Annotated in this window: 14 protein-coding genes and 1 tRNA gene; 7 read left to right on the top strand and 8 right to left on the bottom strand. The window is 61.2% G+C overall.

The genetic code is table 11. From position 1 onward, the window contains the following. The first annotated feature begins 98 nt into the window (after positions 1–98). The 4 genes from HB680_RS15745 (at position 99) to HB680_RS15730 (ending at position 3,789) form a co-directional block, all read left to right on the top strand. Positions 99–1,367, top strand: coding sequence for an OprD family porin (locus tag HB680_RS15745; protein WP_213939543.1), 1,269 nt, complete (start codon positions 99–101; stop codon positions 1,365–1,367). 114 nt (positions 1,368–1,481) lie between these two features. Continuing rightward, a complete protein-coding gene (locus tag HB680_RS15740) occupies positions 1,482–1,631 on the top strand; it encodes a hypothetical protein (RefSeq protein ID WP_213939690.1) in 150 nt (49 codons plus the stop codon). Positions 1,632–1,762: 131 nt separating this feature from the next. Next, on the top strand, positions 1,763–2,416 hold the full coding sequence (locus tag HB680_RS15735) for a hydrolase (protein WP_213939542.1): 654 nt from the start codon (positions 1,763–1,765) through the stop codon (positions 2,414–2,416). A 59-nt stretch (positions 2,417–2,475) separates the two neighbouring features. Next, positions 2,476–3,789, top strand: coding sequence for an OprD family porin (locus HB680_RS15730; protein ID WP_213939541.1), 1,314 nt, complete (start codon positions 2,476–2,478; stop codon positions 3,787–3,789). A 436-nt stretch (positions 3,790–4,225) separates the two neighbouring features. On the opposite strand, the gene HB680_RS15725 is transcribed toward HB680_RS15730, so the two are convergent. Continuing rightward, positions 4,226–4,870: a hydrolase gene (locus tag HB680_RS15725; RefSeq protein ID WP_213939540.1), complete on the bottom strand. Its 645-nt coding sequence runs from the start codon at positions 4,868–4,870 to the stop codon at positions 4,226–4,228. Between the two features lie 144 nt (positions 4,871–5,014). Between HB680_RS15725 and HB680_RS15720 the strand changes: the two genes are divergently transcribed. After that, complete coding sequence (locus HB680_RS15720; RefSeq protein ID WP_213939539.1) at positions 5,015–5,902, top strand: LysR family transcriptional regulator; 888 nt, start codon at positions 5,015–5,017, stop codon at positions 5,900–5,902. Positions 5,903–5,905: 3 nt separating this feature from the next. Here HB680_RS15720 and HB680_RS15715 read toward each other — a convergent pair. The 7 genes from HB680_RS15715 to fdnG all read right to left on the bottom strand — a co-directional run bounded on the left by HB680_RS15715 (position 5,906) and on the right by fdnG (position 14,954). Further along, positions 5,906–6,001, bottom strand: a tRNA-Sec gene (locus HB680_RS15715). After that, entirely contained in the window at positions 6,002–7,906 is a 1,905-nt protein-coding gene (gene selB / locus HB680_RS15710; RefSeq protein ID WP_213939538.1) for a selenocysteine-specific translation elongation factor, read from the bottom strand. Beyond that, positions 7,903–9,309 (bottom strand): L-seryl-tRNA(Sec) selenium transferase, encoded by a 1,407-nt coding sequence (gene selA / locus HB680_RS15705; RefSeq protein WP_213939537.1) that lies wholly within the window; start codon positions 9,307–9,309, stop codon positions 7,903–7,905. Before selA ends, selB begins: the two co-directional genes overlap by 4 nt. Before the next feature lie 65 nt (positions 9,310–9,374). Beyond that, positions 9,375–10,301, bottom strand: a complete 927-nt coding sequence (gene fdhE, locus HB680_RS15700) for a formate dehydrogenase accessory protein FdhE (RefSeq protein ID WP_213939536.1) — start codon at positions 10,299–10,301, stop codon at positions 9,375–9,377. Between the two features lie 4 nt (positions 10,302–10,305). Continuing rightward, positions 10,306–10,956 (bottom strand): formate dehydrogenase subunit gamma, encoded by a 651-nt coding sequence (locus tag HB680_RS15695; protein WP_213939535.1) that lies wholly within the window; start codon positions 10,954–10,956, stop codon positions 10,306–10,308. Continuing rightward, positions 10,953–11,888, bottom strand: coding sequence for a formate dehydrogenase subunit beta (gene fdxH / locus HB680_RS15690; protein WP_213939534.1), 936 nt, complete (start codon positions 11,886–11,888; stop codon positions 10,953–10,955). Before fdxH ends, HB680_RS15695 begins: the two co-directional genes overlap by 4 nt. Next, positions 11,889–14,954 carry a formate dehydrogenase-N subunit alpha gene (gene fdnG, locus HB680_RS15685; protein WP_213939533.1) on the bottom strand — a complete coding sequence of 1,022 codons (3,066 nt, stop codon included), beginning with the start codon at positions 14,952–14,954 and terminating at the stop codon, positions 11,889–11,891. Between the two features lie 299 nt (positions 14,955–15,253). On the opposite strand from fdnG, the gene HB680_RS15680 reads away from it, so the two are divergent. Further along, a complete protein-coding gene (locus tag HB680_RS15680) occupies positions 15,254–16,402 on the top strand; it encodes a PatB family C-S lyase (protein ID WP_213939532.1) in 1,149 nt (382 codons plus the stop codon). Between the two features lie 239 nt (positions 16,403–16,641). Beyond that, positions 16,642–17,499, top strand: a complete 858-nt coding sequence (locus HB680_RS15675; protein ID WP_213939531.1) for an SDR family oxidoreductase — start codon at positions 16,642–16,644, stop codon at positions 17,497–17,499.

Below are 17,499 nucleotides of genomic sequence, written 5' to 3'. Positions count from 1 at the left end.
CTTTGGGCGTTCGCGTTTTTTACTGAATAAGCCCTCGCCGGTCTGGCGAGGGTGTGTGAATCGCTATTCCAAAAAAATAAAAACAAAGGGGCTTCACCATGGACCGTCACACCCGCACGCTCGCTACCCGACTGTTATTGGCCGGTGGCGTCATCAGCCTCTCGGCTCCCGCCTCGGCGGACTTTATCAAGGACAGCAAGGCCAGCCTCGAGCTGCGCAACTTCTACTTCAACCGAGACTTGCGCCAGGACAACGCCGCGCAATCCAAGCAAGAGGAATGGGCCCAGGGTTTCCTGCTGCGCTATGAGTCCGGTTTCACCGACGGCTTGATTGGCTTTGGCGTCGATGCCATTGGTTTGGTCGGAGTCAAACTCGATTCCAGCCCGGATCGTGCCGGTTCCGGCGTGCTGCAACGTCATCGCACCACGAGCAAAGGTGCCCAGGATGAATACGGCGAACTGGGCGTGACCGCCAAGGTGCGCGCGTCCAAGACCACGTTGAAACTTGGCACTTTGCTGCCGAAGTTGCCGACCGTGCTGGCCAACGATTCGCGACTGTTGCCGCAGACGTTCGAGGGCGGTCAGTTAACCTCGCTGGAAGTCGACGGCCTGACCGTGGACGGCGGGCGCCTGAAACAGGTCAACCATCGCGATTCCTCCGATTACGAAGACATGAGCATCACCAAGACCGGCGCTAAAGGCATCACCACACCGCATCCCACCAGCGACAGCTTCGACTTCGCCAGCCTCAACTACAAATGGACCAGCAACCTCGCCACCGGCTACAGCTATGGTCATCTCGATAACCTGTACAGCCAGCATCTGCTCAACCTGACCTACGTGTTGCCGGTGACGGCGGGCCAGTCGTTCAAGAGTGACCTGCGCTTCGCCCGCTCGACCAACGATGGCGGCAGTAATGTCGATAACAAGGCGCTCGGGGCGATGTTCACCTACACCCTCGGCGGGCATGCGTTGGGGCTGGGTTACCAGGGCATGAGCGGCGACACCGGGTTTGCCTACATCAACGGCACCGATGCGTTCCTGGTGAACTTCGTGCAGATCGGCGACTTCGCCAGCAAGGATGAAAAATCCTGGCAGGCCCGCTACGACTACAACTTCGCAGCCATCGGTGTGCCGGGGCTGACCTTCATGACCCGTTACCTCACTGGCGACAATATTGATCTGGGTGGGAATCGGCCAGAGGGGAAGGAATGGGAGCGCGACACCGATATCGGTTATGTCGTGCAGAGTGGCCCGTTGAAGAACGTTGGCGTGAAATGGCGCAATGCAACCGTGCGTTCGACTAACTTTGGCAGTGATCTGGATGAGAATCGGTTGATCGTCAGCTATAGCTTGCCGATCTGGTAAGTCACACGAGCTTCACACAGGGGACTTGCTTAGCGGCGGGTCCCTTTTTTGAGCCGGGCTCTTTGGTGTTCTGGCGGGCCTCTTCGCGAGCAAGCCCGCTCCCACAGGGGATCTGTGAACGACGAAGATCCAGGTAGCTGGTGGAACGACTGGTTTGTCTGGCTGGCCGAACACGCCGAGGAGCGTCAGCCCTCTACGCTGCGCACCGGCAACGCGCAGTACCCGACGCTGGAGTCGGCACCGGGGCGCTATGTGAAGCAATAATCCAACGCCCTGCGCGATGAATGAACGTTGCGCAGGGCTCACAAACCCCCGAAACACAGCACACCGACTCAATATCCCCAGCCGAATCTGCGTAACCATGAGCCTTCACTCACTCCCGTAAGGACCTCGTGATGGCCATTGCAAAAGCAGTTCCCGGCAAAACCCTGCTGACCCCTACCGATCACACCCTGATCATGATCGATCACCAGTCGCAGATGTCCTTCGCGACCAAGTCCATTGATGCCGTGACCCTGCGCAACAACGCCGCACTGGTGGCCAAGGCTGCTCGTGGCTTCAAGGTCTCGACCATCCTCACCACCGTGGCTGAGAAGAGTTTTTCCGGGCCGATCTTCGATGAAATCAAGTCGGTGTTCCCGGAACACAACGTGATCGACCGCACCAGCATGAACACCTGGGAAGACGAGCGCATCGCAGTTGAAGTGAATAAGTTCGGCAAGCAGAAAATCGTCCTCGCCGGGCTCTGGACCTCCGTGTGCATCGTCGGCCCGGCGCTGTCGGCCATCGACCAGGGTTTCGAGGTGTACTTCATCGCCGACGCTTGTGGCGATGTGTCGATCGAGGCCCATGACATGGCGATCCAACGCATGATCCAGCTCGGTGCCCGGCCCATGACGTCGCTGCAATACCTGCTGGAACTGCAACGCGACTGGGCGCGCAGCGAGACCTACGAAGAAACCGTGAAAACCTCCATCGCCAACGGCGGCTCGTATGGTCTGGGGCTGATCTACGCCAAAACCATGTTTGGCGCGTCCGAAGGCCATTAAGCAACACCAGCGACTGCGTGGCTTGCCTGCGCGGTCGCTGCTCTCGTGGTGATCGATCGATGATGTTTTCTTCGCTAAATCGCAGCCTGTGGTTGTCGATACTGTTCACTGGCACGGCCCTGGCGGACGAACCGGCGCCCACCGGTTTTCTGGAAGGCGCAACGCTTGGGGTGCTGAGTCGCAACTTCTACCTCAACAGCGACTACCGAACGCCCTCGCCCTCTGGCAAAAGCTACAAAGCCGAGTGGGCTCAAGGGTTTATCGGTACTTTTGAATCCGGTTTCACCGAAGGCATGATTGGCGTTGGCCTTGATGCCCATGGTTTTTTCGGGCTCAAGCTGGATGGCGGCAAGGGGCATTCAGGTACCGGGTTGCTGCCGGTGAATGATGACGGTCGCAGCGACAGCAACTATTCCAGTGGCGGCGGCGCGATCAAGTTCAAGGCGTCTCGCACCACCCTGGCCTTCGATGAAATGACCGTGGAAACCCCGGTGTTCGACACCTCGGACAAGCGCCTGCAACCGGAGTACGCCACGGGTTTTCTGATGAACAGCCGCGAAATCGACGGCATGAACCTGGTGGCCGGGCACTTCACCGCGTTCAAGAACCAGGACAGCTCATCGGGCAAGGACGATTTTTATGGCTACGGTGCCAATACCGAGGCCGGCGGGATTTCGTTCCTGGGCGCCGATCTGTTCACCAACAGCCCGGTGGGCGGTGCGTTGTATGCCTCCGAGTTGAGCGAGACCTGGCATCAGTACTACGGCAACCTGCACTTCAAGCAATCGGATGTGTTCCTCGACGCCAATCTGTACCACACGCAGGACACCGGCCGGGCGCTGGCGGGTGCGATCGACAACACGGCCTACAGCGTGTCGGGCAAGTACAGCCTGGGCGCGCATGGTTTCACCCTGGCCTATCAACACATCAACGGCGACACACCGTTCGATTTCGTCGGTGGCGACTCCATCTACCTGGCCAACTCGATCAAATACGCCGACTTCAACGGTGCCCATGAACGTTCGTGGCAGGCGCGTTACGACCTCGACCTGGGTGCGTTTGGCATTCCGGGGCTGAAGTTCATGACCCGCTACGTGACCGGTCGCGACATCGACGGCACCCATGCGCCCAAGGGCGGCGCCTACAACCCGTTCGACGAGGACAGCGGCCAGTACATTCCTCAACAAGGCGATGGCGGACGGCATTGGGAGCGCGACATCGATTTGCACTACGTCGTGCAATCCGGGTCGGCCAAGGGGTTGTCCCTGCAACTGTCCCACGTCTCCCATCGGGGCAACACGGCCCAGGCGGGCGATGACATCGACCGGGTGTATGTCGTCATCCAATACCCACTGACCTTCGGGCCTTTCTGATTCACCACAACCAAATGTGGGACTCACAACCCCCTGTAGGAGCGAGGCTTGCCCGCGTAGACGGCAGCAAATCCAACATTGCCGCTGCAGACAGACCGCTTTCGCGAGCAAGCCCGCTCCCACAGGGGAATGGCTGCGGTCGCGGGATTGGGCTTCACACAGGACAAAATGTGGGAGCGGGCTTGCTCGCGAAAGCGCTGGGCCAGACAACCTCTCTGCCGACTGACACTCCGCTTTCGCGAGCAAGCCTCGCTCCTACAAGTGGAATGGCTGTGGTCGCGGGATTGGTTTCACACAGATCAAAATGTGGGAGCGAGCGTGCTCGCGAAAGCGGTGGGTCAGGCAACATCTCTGCCGACTGACACTCCGCCTTCGCGAGCAAGCCCGCTCCCACCGGTTTGGCCCTGTATTGAATTCAGGGCCGGTGATCGTTCGCTTACTTGACCTGCCGCTGCGGGGCCTTGTGCACCATGGTGTAGGCGTAGTCCACGCCCATGCCATAGGCGCCGCTGTGTTCGCGGACCAGTTCCATCACCGCGTCGTAGGTTTCCTTGTGAGCCCAGTCACGCTGGTATTCGAGCAGCACTTGTTGCCAGGTGACCGGGACCGCGCCGGCCTGGATCATCCGTTGCACGGACATGTCGTGGGCTTCCTTGGTGGTGCCGCCGGAGGCATCGGTAACGATGTACACCTCGTAGCCTTCCGCCAGGGCTTCCAGCGCCGGGAAGTTCAGGCAGACCTCAGTCCACAGCGCCGCCATGATCAGCTTTTTGCGCCCGGTAGCCTTGACTGCGGCGACCAGCGCCTTGTCTTCCCAGGAGTTCATCGAGGTGCGCTCGATGGGCTGTTGATCCGGGAACACACCGAGCAATTCCGGCCAGATAAAACCGCTGAAGCTTTCGGTTTCCACCGAGGTCAGGATGGTCGGCACGTTGAAGATCTTCGCCGTTTTGGCCAGGGCCACGGTGTTGTTCTTCAGGGTCTGGCGATCGATCGATTGCACACCGAAGGACATCTGCGGCTGGTGGTCGATCAGGATCAGGGCGGAGTTGGTTGGGTTGAGCAATTCACGGATGGACATGGCGAGTTCCTTTTGATGTCGATGAGTTCTGTTCAGTGGGTTAGCCGGTGTTTGTTGGCGGCTTGGTTGCTAATTTAGGCGCTAGCCATAAAAGGAACAATTCCCTAGAATCGGGAATCATTGATTCCAAATTAGGGACAATCCTTGGACCGTATCGAATGCATGCGCGCGTTTATCGTGACCGTCGGCGAAAACGGCTTCGCCGCCGCAGCCCGGGCGATGGATGTGCCGCGCTCAAAAGTCAGCAAACAGATTCAGGCGCTGGAAGAAGCGATCGGCGTGCAATTGCTGCAACGCACCACCCGCAGCCTGCACTTGACCGAGGCCGGCGCCGAGTATTACGACGCGGCGCGGGAACTGATCGCCTCGTTGGATGAAGCCGAGCAACGGGCTCGGGACGGCGTGGGCGAATTGCGTGGCGTGCTGCGGATCAACGCACCGATGTCGTTTGGACTGCGGCGTTTGGGACCGCTGATTCCGCTGTTCCATGAACTGCACCCGAACATCGAGCTGCAGCTTGTGCTGAGCGACCAACAGGTGGACCCGGTGCGCGGCGGTTTCGATGTGACCCTGCGGATTGCGAGCATGCCCGACTCGTCCATGGTCGCCCGCCTGTTGGCCCCGGCGCCGCGAATCATGGTGGCCTCGCCGGCCTACCTGAAACGTGCCGGCACGCCCCAAGTGCCCAAGGACCTGACCGCCCACCAATGTTTGAACTACGGCTATCTGCAAAGCGGCGTCAGCCTGCAACTGAGCAATGGCAAGGACACGCATCGGGTCAACGTCACCGGCCCGTTGCACGCCAACAACGGCGACTTGCTGGCCCAGGCTGCCGAAGCCGGCATGGGCATCGCCCTGCTCCCGGATTTCATCGTCGAAGACGCGCTGGCGGCGGGTCGTCTGGTGTCGGTGCTGTGCGACTGGCAGGCGCCACCGATCACCATCAACGCGGTTTATCCCTCGGCGCGGCGGGTGCCGCAGAAAACCCGCACGTTCATTGATTTCCTGATCAAGGAGCTGGAGCCACGGTGAAACTGGCGGAAGGCAGCCGGAGTCGAACCTGCCCGGGAACGGATGCCGTCCCCAACCGGGTTTGAAGCCCGGCCGCGCCACCGGGCGCGATTGCCTTCCTTATTCGTTGGTCTGGGCCAAAGCACTGTCGCGGCGGATCTGGCGCCGATCACCGAGGCGTCGGGTCAGGCCGATCCGGTCGAAGTACTCCAGAATCTGCACGCTGCGCTTGCGACCCAACCCCACAGCATCACGAAACGCTGCCACCTCGACGACCGGGTTTTCACCGGCCAGTTGCAACAGCATAGCCGCCAATCGGCGCAGCACCGCGTCGGTGTAGAACAGGTCGCGCACCACTTGATGCAACAGCCCCAGTCGCGCCATTTTGCGTAGCAGCGAGCGCACCGCCGCTTCGTCATGGCCGAGGTCACGCACCCACGGCGGATTGAAACCGGCCTGTTCGATGACGGGCTGCAATTGTTGCCATAAGGCTTCGTCTTCGGCGCTGAGGCGCACTTGATGCTCGGGCAGATGCAGCCATGGTCCGCTGCTGACGATAGCGCCGCTGGCGAGCAATTCGTCGAGCAGGCTGATAAACGTAGGACGGTCCAGCGCGGAGCCCGCGAACCGGCGCAAGCGATCGCGGTCCGGGCCCATTTGGTCCGGTTCCTGTTGATGGAAGCGTGCGAGGTGTTCCAGCAACGGCGCCTTCAACGCATCCCAACGGGCGGCGCTGAACAACAACGGACCTTGGCGGGTGTGGATCAGGCGCACGTCGTCAGACAGGACCCAACTATCGCGCGGACGATTGAACTGGCGCTCAAGACGTTGCGGATCGAGTCCGCTTTCGCTGTTACTCAGCAGCGCAGGCATGACCGCTTCAAGGCTGTCGATGCTGGCGAGGGCCTGTAACTGCGCCAATCGCTCGGGGCTGCGCCGCTGTCGGCTCGGCGCAAAAGGATCGAGCACCCGGCCACCGCCGAGGGTACGCTGGGCGCTTTGGTCGCGCAGGATCAGCGGATCGCCCTTCACCGCGTGTACCGGCGTGTTCAACAGCAGTTGCGCGAACATCCGCTCGCCGGGGGCCAGGCCCGGGCCTTCCAGCAATGCCACACGCCCGGTCACGTCCTGCGTGCCGAGGTGCACGTGCACCGGGTGAAAGTGCGGAAACGCGGTGGCTTCGCTGGGCAACAAATGCATCTCGATATCCAGCCGCTGAGTCGGTGCATGCAGCCATTCGGCGAGCAACCATTGGCCACGGTGAATCTGTTCCCGGCTCAGGCGTTCAGCGCTCAGGTTCAGCGCCACCCGTTGGCCGGCGAACCCGTTGTCAGCCGCTTGATTCTGAGCATGCAGCCCGCGTATTCGCACCGGTTTGCCTAACGGCCCGAGCAGCAACGTATCGCCCACGGCCACGGTTCCCGACAGTGCCGTTCCCGTGACCACGATACCGGCGCCGGCAACGCTGAAGGCACGATCAATCGCCAGACGAAAGCCGCCACGGGTACTGCGTTGCAGGACATGTTTTTGCTCAGCGAGCAGCGCTTCACGCAGCGTCTCGATACCTTCGCCAGTGACACTCGACAACGCAATCAGCGGCGCGCCGGCAAACGGGCCAGGCGCCAGCAACATTTCGACTTGAAATCTGACCTCCTCAACCCTGCCCGCCTCAACCCGATCACACTTGGTCATCGCCACCAGCGCCCGAGGAATGCCGAGCAACTCGACAATCGCCAAATGCTCGCGGGTCTGGGGCATCACGCCGTCATCCGCCGCCACTACCAACAGCACCAGATCGATGCCCTGCGCCCCGGCGAGCATGTTGTGAGTGAAACGCTCATGCCCGGGCACGTCGATAAACCCGGTCAGCTCCGCCCCCGGTTCCAGCGCCGCATAGAGGTAGCCGAGGTCGATGGTCATGCCCCGTTCGCGCTCTTCGCGGCGACGATCCCCCGCCTGACCGGTCAGTGCCTCAAGCAATAACGTCTTGCCGTGGTCGATATGCCCTGCGGTGCCGACGATCACCCTGCTCTTCCTTTAAACTGATCGAGTTGCGCCAGCCACGCCGCTTCGTCGTCCAGTTGCCGCAAGTCCAGCCACAACCCGTCATCGTCGATGCGACCGAGTACCGGAATCGGCAAGGCCCGGAACGCTGCTTCCAGCCCATGCAATGAACGCCCCCGCAGGCGTTTGGAAACCACCGGCCGCAAGCACAACGCCGCACTCGGCAAGCGCGCCACCGGTTGGCTGCCGCTGCCGATCATGCCGAGCGCTGGCACCGCGCTGACGCTCCAGCCCTCGCCTAGCACCCGCGCCAATACCGGTTGCAGGCGTTCGGCCTGGGCGAGGATGTCGGCCTGAGGCCGGGTCAGCAAACGCAGACTCGGCAAGCGCTCAGCGAGTCGATCCGGATCGCGATACAAACCCAACACCGCCTCAAGCGCCGCCAACGTCAACTTGTCGACGCGCAATGCGCGTTTCAGCGGGTTTTTCTTGATCTTCGCAATCAAATCCTTGCGCCCGACAATCAACCCGGCCTGCGGCCCGCCCAGCAACTTGTCGCCGCTAAACGTGACGATATCCGCGCCATCCAGCAGCGCCTGACGCACCGTCGGTTCGGCCGGCAGGCCCCAACGCGTCAAGTCCAGCAGACTGCCGCTGCCCAGGTCTTCCAGCAACGGCAAGGCATGTTTGTGCGCCAGCTCAGCCAGTTCCGCCGTCGGCACGCTCGTGGTGAAACCGGAGATGGCGTAGTTGCTCGCATGCACGCGCATGATCAAGCCACTGCGCAAACCAATAACCGCCTCATAATCCCTGGCGTGGGTGCGATTGGTGGTGCCGACTTCAACCAGCTTCACCCCGGCCCGGGCCATGATGTCGGGAATGCGAAACGCGCCGCCGATTTCAATCAACTCGCCCCGGGAAATGATGCCTTCCTTGCGCGCGCCCAGGCTGTTGAGGGTCAGCAGCACGGCAGCGGCATTGTTGTTGACCACCGTGACGGCTTCGGCGCCGGTCAATTCGCGGATCAGGCCTTCGATCAAATCATCGCGGTCACCGCGTTTGCCGCTGTGCAAATCGAACTCAAGGTTGATCGGATAACGCGCGGCCATGTGCACCGCGTCGATGGCTTCCTTTGGCAACAGCGCCCGGCCCAGATTGGTATGCAAAACCGTGCCGGTGAGGTTGAACACCCGACGCACATGGCTGCGATGCTGCGCAATCAAACGCTCACCGACGCGGCCCGCCAGCACTTCAGGGGTTATTTCGAAAGCGTCGAGTTCACCGAGCTGCACCGGCCCGCGCAGGTCATCGAGCAACTGCCGCAGACTCGCCAGCAATGCCTCCCGCCCATACCGCTCAGCCAGCGGCCGACACGCTGGATGGCGCAACAAACTGTCGATGGAAGGCAGGCGCAGGTTGGACATCGGCAACTCCCGAAAGCGATGGACCGTCGCGCCTGAGTGTAGACGCAGAGCTTTCAGGGGTAGCCTCAGTCGCCTCCGGGGGCCAACAACAGATTCGGTGCCAGCCGTTGATAGCCTTCCTGCTCCAGCCGCATATCCAGCAGCAGGCTGGTCAGGTCCGTGGACAAGGCTTCAGCCTCGGCATCGTTTTCCAGATACAGCAGTTTCAAATAGCTGTTGCAGCCCGGACAGACCTCCGCACGCAACGGCGCCTGATCCGCCGCGTATCGATCGTCATCGAGGCTCACATATTCCAGGCCTTTGCTCTGCTCGCAATACACGCACTTGACCCGCACCACATGCCATTCACAGGCACACAGCGAACACACCAGATAGCGCAAACCGTTGAACTTGCCGCGATGACGAATCACCCCGGCCATCGCCGGCGAACCACAGGCCGGGCATTGGCTCAGGCTGTCGCCGGGTTTGAGGTTGAGGTTCGGCGTGTCCAACAACCAATGGCTCCAGGTCACTTGCAACGCCGCGCCGAGAAACGGCACCACTTCGGCGGGCAGCAACGAATATTGACCGCTGACCAGGGCAACGGCCCACGCCTTGAGCTGTCCGGGGTTGGCCCCTAGCAGCATGTTGATCGCACTTTTGACCGCCGGTTGTGGCGGTGGCTTGTAGCGCAGCAACAGCGCGTACATAAACGGCAGCCATTCGCCTTCGCGCACCAGACTGTCAGCGGCGAACGGCGGCAAACCGTGCTGCTGGCAGGCGTTCAAGCGCTCGGGGTCTGGTATCTCATCAACCGGCAGATCATCCAGCATTTCCTGTTGGAGATGACACAAGCCCGCCACCAACCGCAGGTAGTCCGCCAGCGGATGCCCTTCGGCCAAGCGCTCCAGCCGCTGCGCGCGCAGGGTGAACAGGTTACGCGGCGGCAAGTGCAGAAACGGCGGGGAACTCGCCGCCGCTTCGATCTCGCCAGGCTCAAGAATCGTCGCCAAGTGCTTATCCTTTTCTGATCGGTCGGTCGGGGTCTTCGTCGCGGGTCACTTCCCGATACCAGAGTTCATGGTGCTTCTTCGCCCAGGCACGGCTGACCCAACCGTGGACCATGGCGCTGATCGAGCCCTTGATCCATATCCCGGCGTAGATGTGAATGATGATGCTCAACACCAGCACAAACCCGGCCAGCGCATGCAGCAACATCGCCCAACGAATCACTGTGATGCCGAAATACGCGCTGAAGTAGGCACGCCAGATCACCAGCCCGGTGAACAACAACCCTAACATGCATAACAGCAAGGTCCAGAACAGCAACTTCTGGCCGGGGTTGTACTTGCCAATCGGCGGCACGCCCTCCTCTTCGTTCTGGATCACCCGGTCAATGCGCTTGAGCCACAGCCCATCGTTGCGAATAAAGAAGTTCGCGCGCCAGAAGCGAATCACCAGCCCGAGGAACAGCACAAACATCAGCACACCCATGAACGGATGCAAAATCCGCGTCCATGGCCCGCCACCAAACAGGTTGCTCAGCCAGAACAGCGCCGGGTGAAACAGCGCCAGCCCCGACAGCGCGGCCATGAAAAACAGGATCGCCACCAGCCAATGATTGGTCCGCTGGTTGGCGGTGTAGCGCAGGATCTGTTTGCGGATCATGGTCTGTCCTCCCCGCGCGGATCGAAGGTGTGCACCGATGGATCGACCTCGTGCACCGCCGGATCCTTGTACGGTGGCAGTTCATCTTCTTCGACAATCTGCGGCCCGATGCGCACGTAATGGAAGAACCCGGCCAGCACCGCCAGGCCCATGGCCAGCAAGCCCAAGGGTTTGCTCACGCCTTTCCACAAGCCCACCAATGGACTGATTTCAGGATCTTTCGCCAGCCCGGCGTAAATCTGCGGCGTGTCGGCGTGGTGCAGCACGTACATCACGTGGGTGCCGCCGACCCCGGCCGGGTCATACAGACCGGCGTTTTCAAAGCCACGGCTCTTGAGGTCGACGATGCGTTCGGCGGCGTGTTCCTTCATGTCTTCCTTGGTGCCGAAGACGATGGCGCCGGTCGGGCAGGTTTTCACGCAGGCCGGTTCCAGGCCCACGGCGACCCGGTCCGAGCACAGCGTGCACTTGTAAGCCTTGTGATCCTTTTGCGAGATGCGCGGGATGTTGAACGGGCAACCGGTGATGCAATAACCGCAGCCGATGCAATGATCCTGATCAAAATCGACGATGCCGTTGGCGTGCTTGATGATCGCCCCCGGACTCGGGCATGCCGCCAGGCATCCGGGTTCGGCGCAGTGCATGCAGCCGTCCTTGCGAATCAGCCATTCGAGATTGCCGGCGTCGGTTTCGTGTTCGGTGAAACGCATCAACGTCCAGGTTTCCGAGGTCAGGTCCTGCGGGTTGTCGTAGGTGCCAAGGTTGTGACCCACGTCGTCGCGCAACTCATTCCATTCCGAACACGCGACCTGGCACGCCTTGCAGCCGATGCACTTGGTGGTGTCGATCAGCTTGGCCACTTCCTCCTGATTGCGCGCCGAGGGCGGTTCGGTGGTGGTGGCCGAACGGGCGATGATGTCTTGGCTGGCCATTTAGACTTTCTCCACGTTGACCAGGAATGACTTGGATTCCGGGGTCTGGGAATTACCATCGCCGAGGAACGGCACCAAGGTGTTCGTGAGATAGCCGTGGCGCGTGAGCCCGGTAAACCCCCAGTGCAGCGGGATACCGATGTGGTGCACCACCTGGCCGTTGACCTGCAGCGGACGAATGCGCTTGGTCACCACCGCCACCGCTTCGATAAAGCCGCGCTTGCTGCTGACCCGCACCTTGTCGCCGGCCACGATGCCCTTCTCTTTCGCCAACACTTCGCCGATCTCGACGAACTGCTCCGGCTGGGCGATCGCGTTGAGCTTGCAGTGCTTGCTCCAGAAGTGGAAATGCTCGGTCAGCCGATAGCTCGTCGCGGCGTACGGGTAATCCTTGGCCACGCCGAGGGTGTCCCACACCGAATCGAAGATCCGCGCCGCCGGGTTGCTGGTGGCGTTCTTGTTGTTGGGGTGCAGCGGGTTGATGCCGATTGGGGTTTCGAACGGTTCGTAATGCTCAGGGAATGGCCCTTCATTCATCTTGTCCACGGCGAAGAACCGCGCCACGCCTTCGGGGTTCATGATGAACGGGTTCATCCCGGCCTCCGGTGCCGAATCGACCTTGAAGTCCGGCACATCGGTGCCGCCCCAGGCCTTGCCGTTCCACCACACCAGGCGTTTTTTCTCGTCCCACGGTTTGCCTTGCGGGTCGGCCGAGGCGCGGTTGTAGAGAATCCGCCGGTTCGCCGGCCAGGCCCAGGCCCAGCCCAAATGTTGCTTCATGCCGTAGGGGTCGCTGTTGTCGCGGCGGGCCATCTGGTTGCCCATTTCGGTCCAACTGCCGCAGAAAATCCAGCAGCCGGACGCGGTACTGCCGTCGTCCTTGAGCTGCGCAAACCCCGCCAACTGCGCGTTGCCCTTGATCGCCGCGCCCGTGGCATCGGTGAAATCGACGGTGGCGTTGCCGTTGATTTCTTTGGCCAGTTCCTCCGGCGATGGTTCGTCCGGGATTTTGTACGGCCAGGACAGCTTCAGCAGCGGATCGGGGTAAGCGCCGCCCTCCGCCTGATAACGCTTGCGCAGACGCAGGAACAACTCGCCCATGATCTTGATATCGGTGAGCGCTTCGCCCGGTCCGTCGGCGCCTTTCCAGTGCCATTGCAGCCAGCGGCTGCTGTTGACCAGCGAGCCGTCCTCTTCGGCGAAACAGGTGGTCGGCAGGCGAATGACCTCGGTGTGGATGTCAGCGCTGGTCACGTCGTTGTATGGCCCGACGTTTTTCCAGAATTCCGAGGTTTCGGTGGACAGCGGATCCATCACCACCAGCCATTTGAGCTTGGCCAGCGCCGCCATCACCCGGTTTTTATCCGGCAACGCGGCAATCGGATTGAAGCCCTGGCACATGTAGCCGTTGACCTTGCCCTGGCCCATCAGGTCGAACATTTTCAGGATGTCGTAGTTCGGGATATCGAGTTTAGGCAGGTAGTCGTAGGCCCAATTGTTCTCGGCGGTGGCGTTGTTGCCGTACCAGGATTTCATCAGGCTGACGTGGAACTTGCTGTAGTTCTGCCAGTAGGACAATTGCCCCGGCCGTAACGGTGTCTGCGTGCGTTTGGTGATGTAAGCCTTGTAATCCTGCTCGCCATCCACGGCCAGGGTCAGGTAGCCGGGCAGCGCATTGGAGAGCAAGCCGAGGTCGGTCAGCCCCTGGATGTTCGAGTGCCCGCGCAAGGCGTTGACCCCGCCGCCGGGCATGCCGACGTTGCCCAGCAGCAGTTGCACCATTGCCGCGCTGCGGATGATTTGCGAACCGATGGAATGCTGGGTCCAACCCAGGGCATACAGAATCGTCATGGTCTTGCCCGGTGTCGAGCAAGTGGCGATTTCTTCCCAGATTTTCTTGATCGCGTCCACGGGCATGCCGCAGATCTGGCTCGCCAGGTCGATGTTGTAGCGGCTGTAGTGGGTTTTCATCAGTTGATAGACGCAGCGCGGGTCTTGCAGGGTCGGGTCAACCTTGGCAAAACCGTCCTCGCCCAGTTCATAACCCCAGCCGGACTTGTCGGTGTACAGGCGCTTGGCCACGTCGTAGCCACTGAAAATCCCGTCCTCGAAGCCGTATCCGGCTTTGACGATGAACGAGACGTCGGTGTAGTTGCGCACGTATTCGTGCTGGATCTTGTCTTCGGTCAGCAGGTAATTGATCAGTCCGCCCATGAAAGCAATGTCGGTGCCGGTGCGGATCGGTGCGTAATAGTCGGCCACGGACGCGGTGCGGGTGAAGCGTGGATCAACCACGATCAGCCGCGCCTTGTTATGCGCCTTGGCTTCGGTCACCCATTTAAAGCCGCACGGGTGCGCTTCTGCTGCGTTGCCGCCCATCACCAGGATCAGGTTCGCGTTGGCGATATCGGTCCAGGTATTGGTCATGGCACCACGGCCGTACGTCGGGGCAAGACTTGCCACCGTCGGACCGTGTCAGACACGCGCCTGGTTATCGAATCCCAACATGCCGAGGCTACGAATCACTTTGTGAGTGATGTAACCCGCTTCATTGGACGCCGCCGACGCCGCGAGAAACCCGGTGGTCAGCCAGCGATTCACGGTTTGACCCTGGGCGTTCTTCTCGATGAAATTGGCGTCGCGGTCGGCCTTCATCAGGTCGGCCACGCGGTCCAGGGCTTCGTCCCAGGAGATCCGCGTCCATTCAGCGCTGCCAGGCTTACGCACTTGCGGGTACTGCAAGCGGCTGGGGCTGTGAATGAAGTCCAGCAGGCCCGCGCCTTTGGGGCACAGGGTGCCGCGATTGACCGGGTGATCAGCGTCGCCTTCGATGTGGATGATGCTCTGGGCGACGTTCTTGGCCTGGTCGCCCTGGCTGTACATGATCAAGCCACAACCCACCGAGCAATACGGGCAGGTGTTGCGGGTTTCATGGGTGTGGGCGAGTTTGAAATGACGCACTTGCTCGGCAAAGGCCGGCGCCGGGAGCATGCCCAGCGCGCCGAGGCTCGAGCCCGCAAGGCCGATACCGGCGACCTTGAAGAACTGACGACGGTTGAGGTCCATCGTGCACTCCTGATCAGGTGGAAACCCGGTGCTTTGCCGGGTTTTTCTGGACAAACACGGTTGCGGCAGCTTGGCGGCCGGTATTTCAAACTTTAGGCCAATGAAACGGCGTCCCAGATGAAAACCGACCGTCGGCACAACACCAATCCCCTGTGGGAGCGAGCTTGCTCGCGATGGCGGCGGGTCAGTCAACAATGATGTTGAATGTGAGATGGCTATCGCGAGCAAGCTCGCTCCCACATAGGTTGGGGGCTTATCATGGCCGCCGTGATTAATCCCCGCCCTTTATGAGACTGAGCATGACCTTCGATTTCGATCAGGTGTTCGACCGCCACGCAACCGGCAGTACCAAATGGAGCCGTTACCCGGCCGACGTGTTGCCGATGTGGGTCGCAGACATGGATTTCGCCGCGCCGCCGGTGATCATCCAGGCCCTGCAAAAACGCCTGGAACACCCGTTGCTGGGCTACAGCGTGGCGCCGGAGAACCTGCGCGACGCCATCGTCGCCGACCTCTGGAACAAATATGCCTGGCGCGTCCAATCGCAGGAAATCGTGTTTCTGCCGGGTGTGGAATCGGGTTTCAACATGGCGCTGAATGCGTTGGTCGAGCCACAGCAAAACGTTGTGGTGCAGACGCCCAACTACCCGCCCCTGCGACATGCGCCGGGACATTGGGGTCTGAACAAGGTCGAGCTGGAATTTGTCGCCCAGGCCGACGGTTCCTACGCCACCCCGCTCGATGCATTGCGCGAATCCCTGACCGGTGGCGGCGCGCTGCTGCTGAGCAACCCGCACAACCCGCTGGGCAAGGTGTTCCCCCGGGAAGAACTGCAAGCCGTGGCCGATATCTGCCTGCAACAAAACGCCTGGATCATCTCCGACGAGATCCACGCCGAGCTGTGCTTCGACGGGCGCGTGCACATTCCTACGGCGTCGCTGAGCCCGGAAGTCGCCAAACGCACCATCACCCTGATGTCGGCGAGCAAGGCCTACAACATCGCTGGTTTGAAGACTTCGTTCATGATCATTCAGGACCCGGCGCTGTTGTCTCGGGTCAATCACGCCCGTTGCGGTCTGGTGGACAGCGTCAATCCGCTGGGCCTGGAAGCCACCCGCGTCGCCTACACCGAGGGCGGTGCATGGCTCGCCGAGTTGATGACGTACTTGCACGGCAACCGTGACTATTTGGTGAACGCGGTTCGCACCCGCCTGCCGGGCGTGACCATCAACGTGCCCCAAGGCACTTACCTGGCGTGGCTCGATTGCTCGGCGCTGGGGCTGGACGATCCGCAACGGTTCTTCCTTGAACAGGCCAAGGTCGGCTTGAGCGCCGGGCTGGACTTTGGCGATCACAGCCATCAGTTCGTGCGCCTGAACTTCGGCTGCCCACGGGCGTTGCTGGAAGAAGGCCTTGCGCGGATGGAGCGCAGTTTGCTCAATCGATGAAAATCTCCCTGTGGGAGCGGGCTTGCTCGCGAAGGCGTCGTGTCAGTCGACATCTAAATTGACTGACCCACCGCCTTCGCGAGCAAGCCCGCTCCCACAGGGGATTTGTGTGGTTTGTGATATTTGCGCTCCAGGCTCCGCCATCCGAAATCCAACCGAACTCCACGCAAAAGCCCAGGGTCAACCCTCCAGGAGCGGCATCCGCCCTCGCCCTTTTGCCTTGTGACTGGAGATCGATGATGACTGACTACCCAAAACCGCCCTTCGCCAAACAACCGCAATCCGTGCCCGGCTCGCAAAAGAAAATGGACCCGTATCCCGACTGCGGCGAGCAGAGCTACAAGGGTTCCGGCCGACTGGAAGGCAAGATCGCGCTGATCACCGGCGGCGACAGCGGCATCGGGCGCGCGGTGGCGATTGCCTTCGCCCGTGAAGGCGCCGACGTGGCGATCTCGTACTTGAATGAACACGAAGACGCCGAGGAAACCGCGCGCTGGGTCGAACAGGCCGGGCGTCAATGCCTGCTGCTGCCAGGGGATCTGGCGCAAAAAGCCCAGTGCCAGGCCATTGTCAGCCAAACCGTCGAGCGCTTTGGCCACATCGATGTGCTGGTCAACAACGCCGCGTTCCAGATGACCCACCAGAACTTCGAAGACATCCCCGACGAAGAATGGGTGATGACCTTCGACGTCAACATCACCGCCATATTCCGCATCTGCCAGGCCGCGCTGAAACACATGAAGGCCGGCGGCTCGATCATCAACACCAGTTCGGTCAACTCCGACATGCCCAAGCCAACCCTGCTGCCCTACGCCACCACCAAAGGCGCGATCGCCAACTTCACCGGCGGCCTGGCGCAGATGCTCGGGCCGAAGAACATCCGCGTGAACAGCGTGGCGCCGGGCCCGATCTGGACGCCGCTGATCGTCTCGACCATGACCGATGAGGAGGTGCAGAACTTTGGTGGCGAGACACCGCTCGGCCGCCCTGGCCAACCGGTGGAAGTCGCACCGATCTACGTGCTGCTGGCGTCGGACGAGGCCAGTTACATCACCGGCCAGCGCTACGGTGTGACGGGCGGCAAACCGATGCTTTAA

It is taken from the genome of Pseudomonas sp. dw_612 (genome assembly GCF_018449725.1).
Taxonomy (GTDB): Bacteria; Pseudomonadota; Gammaproteobacteria; order Pseudomonadales; family Pseudomonadaceae; genus Aquipseudomonas.
The sequence above is the reverse complement of the archived record's forward strand: the minus strand, read 5'-3'. Positions and strand labels throughout refer to the sequence as shown.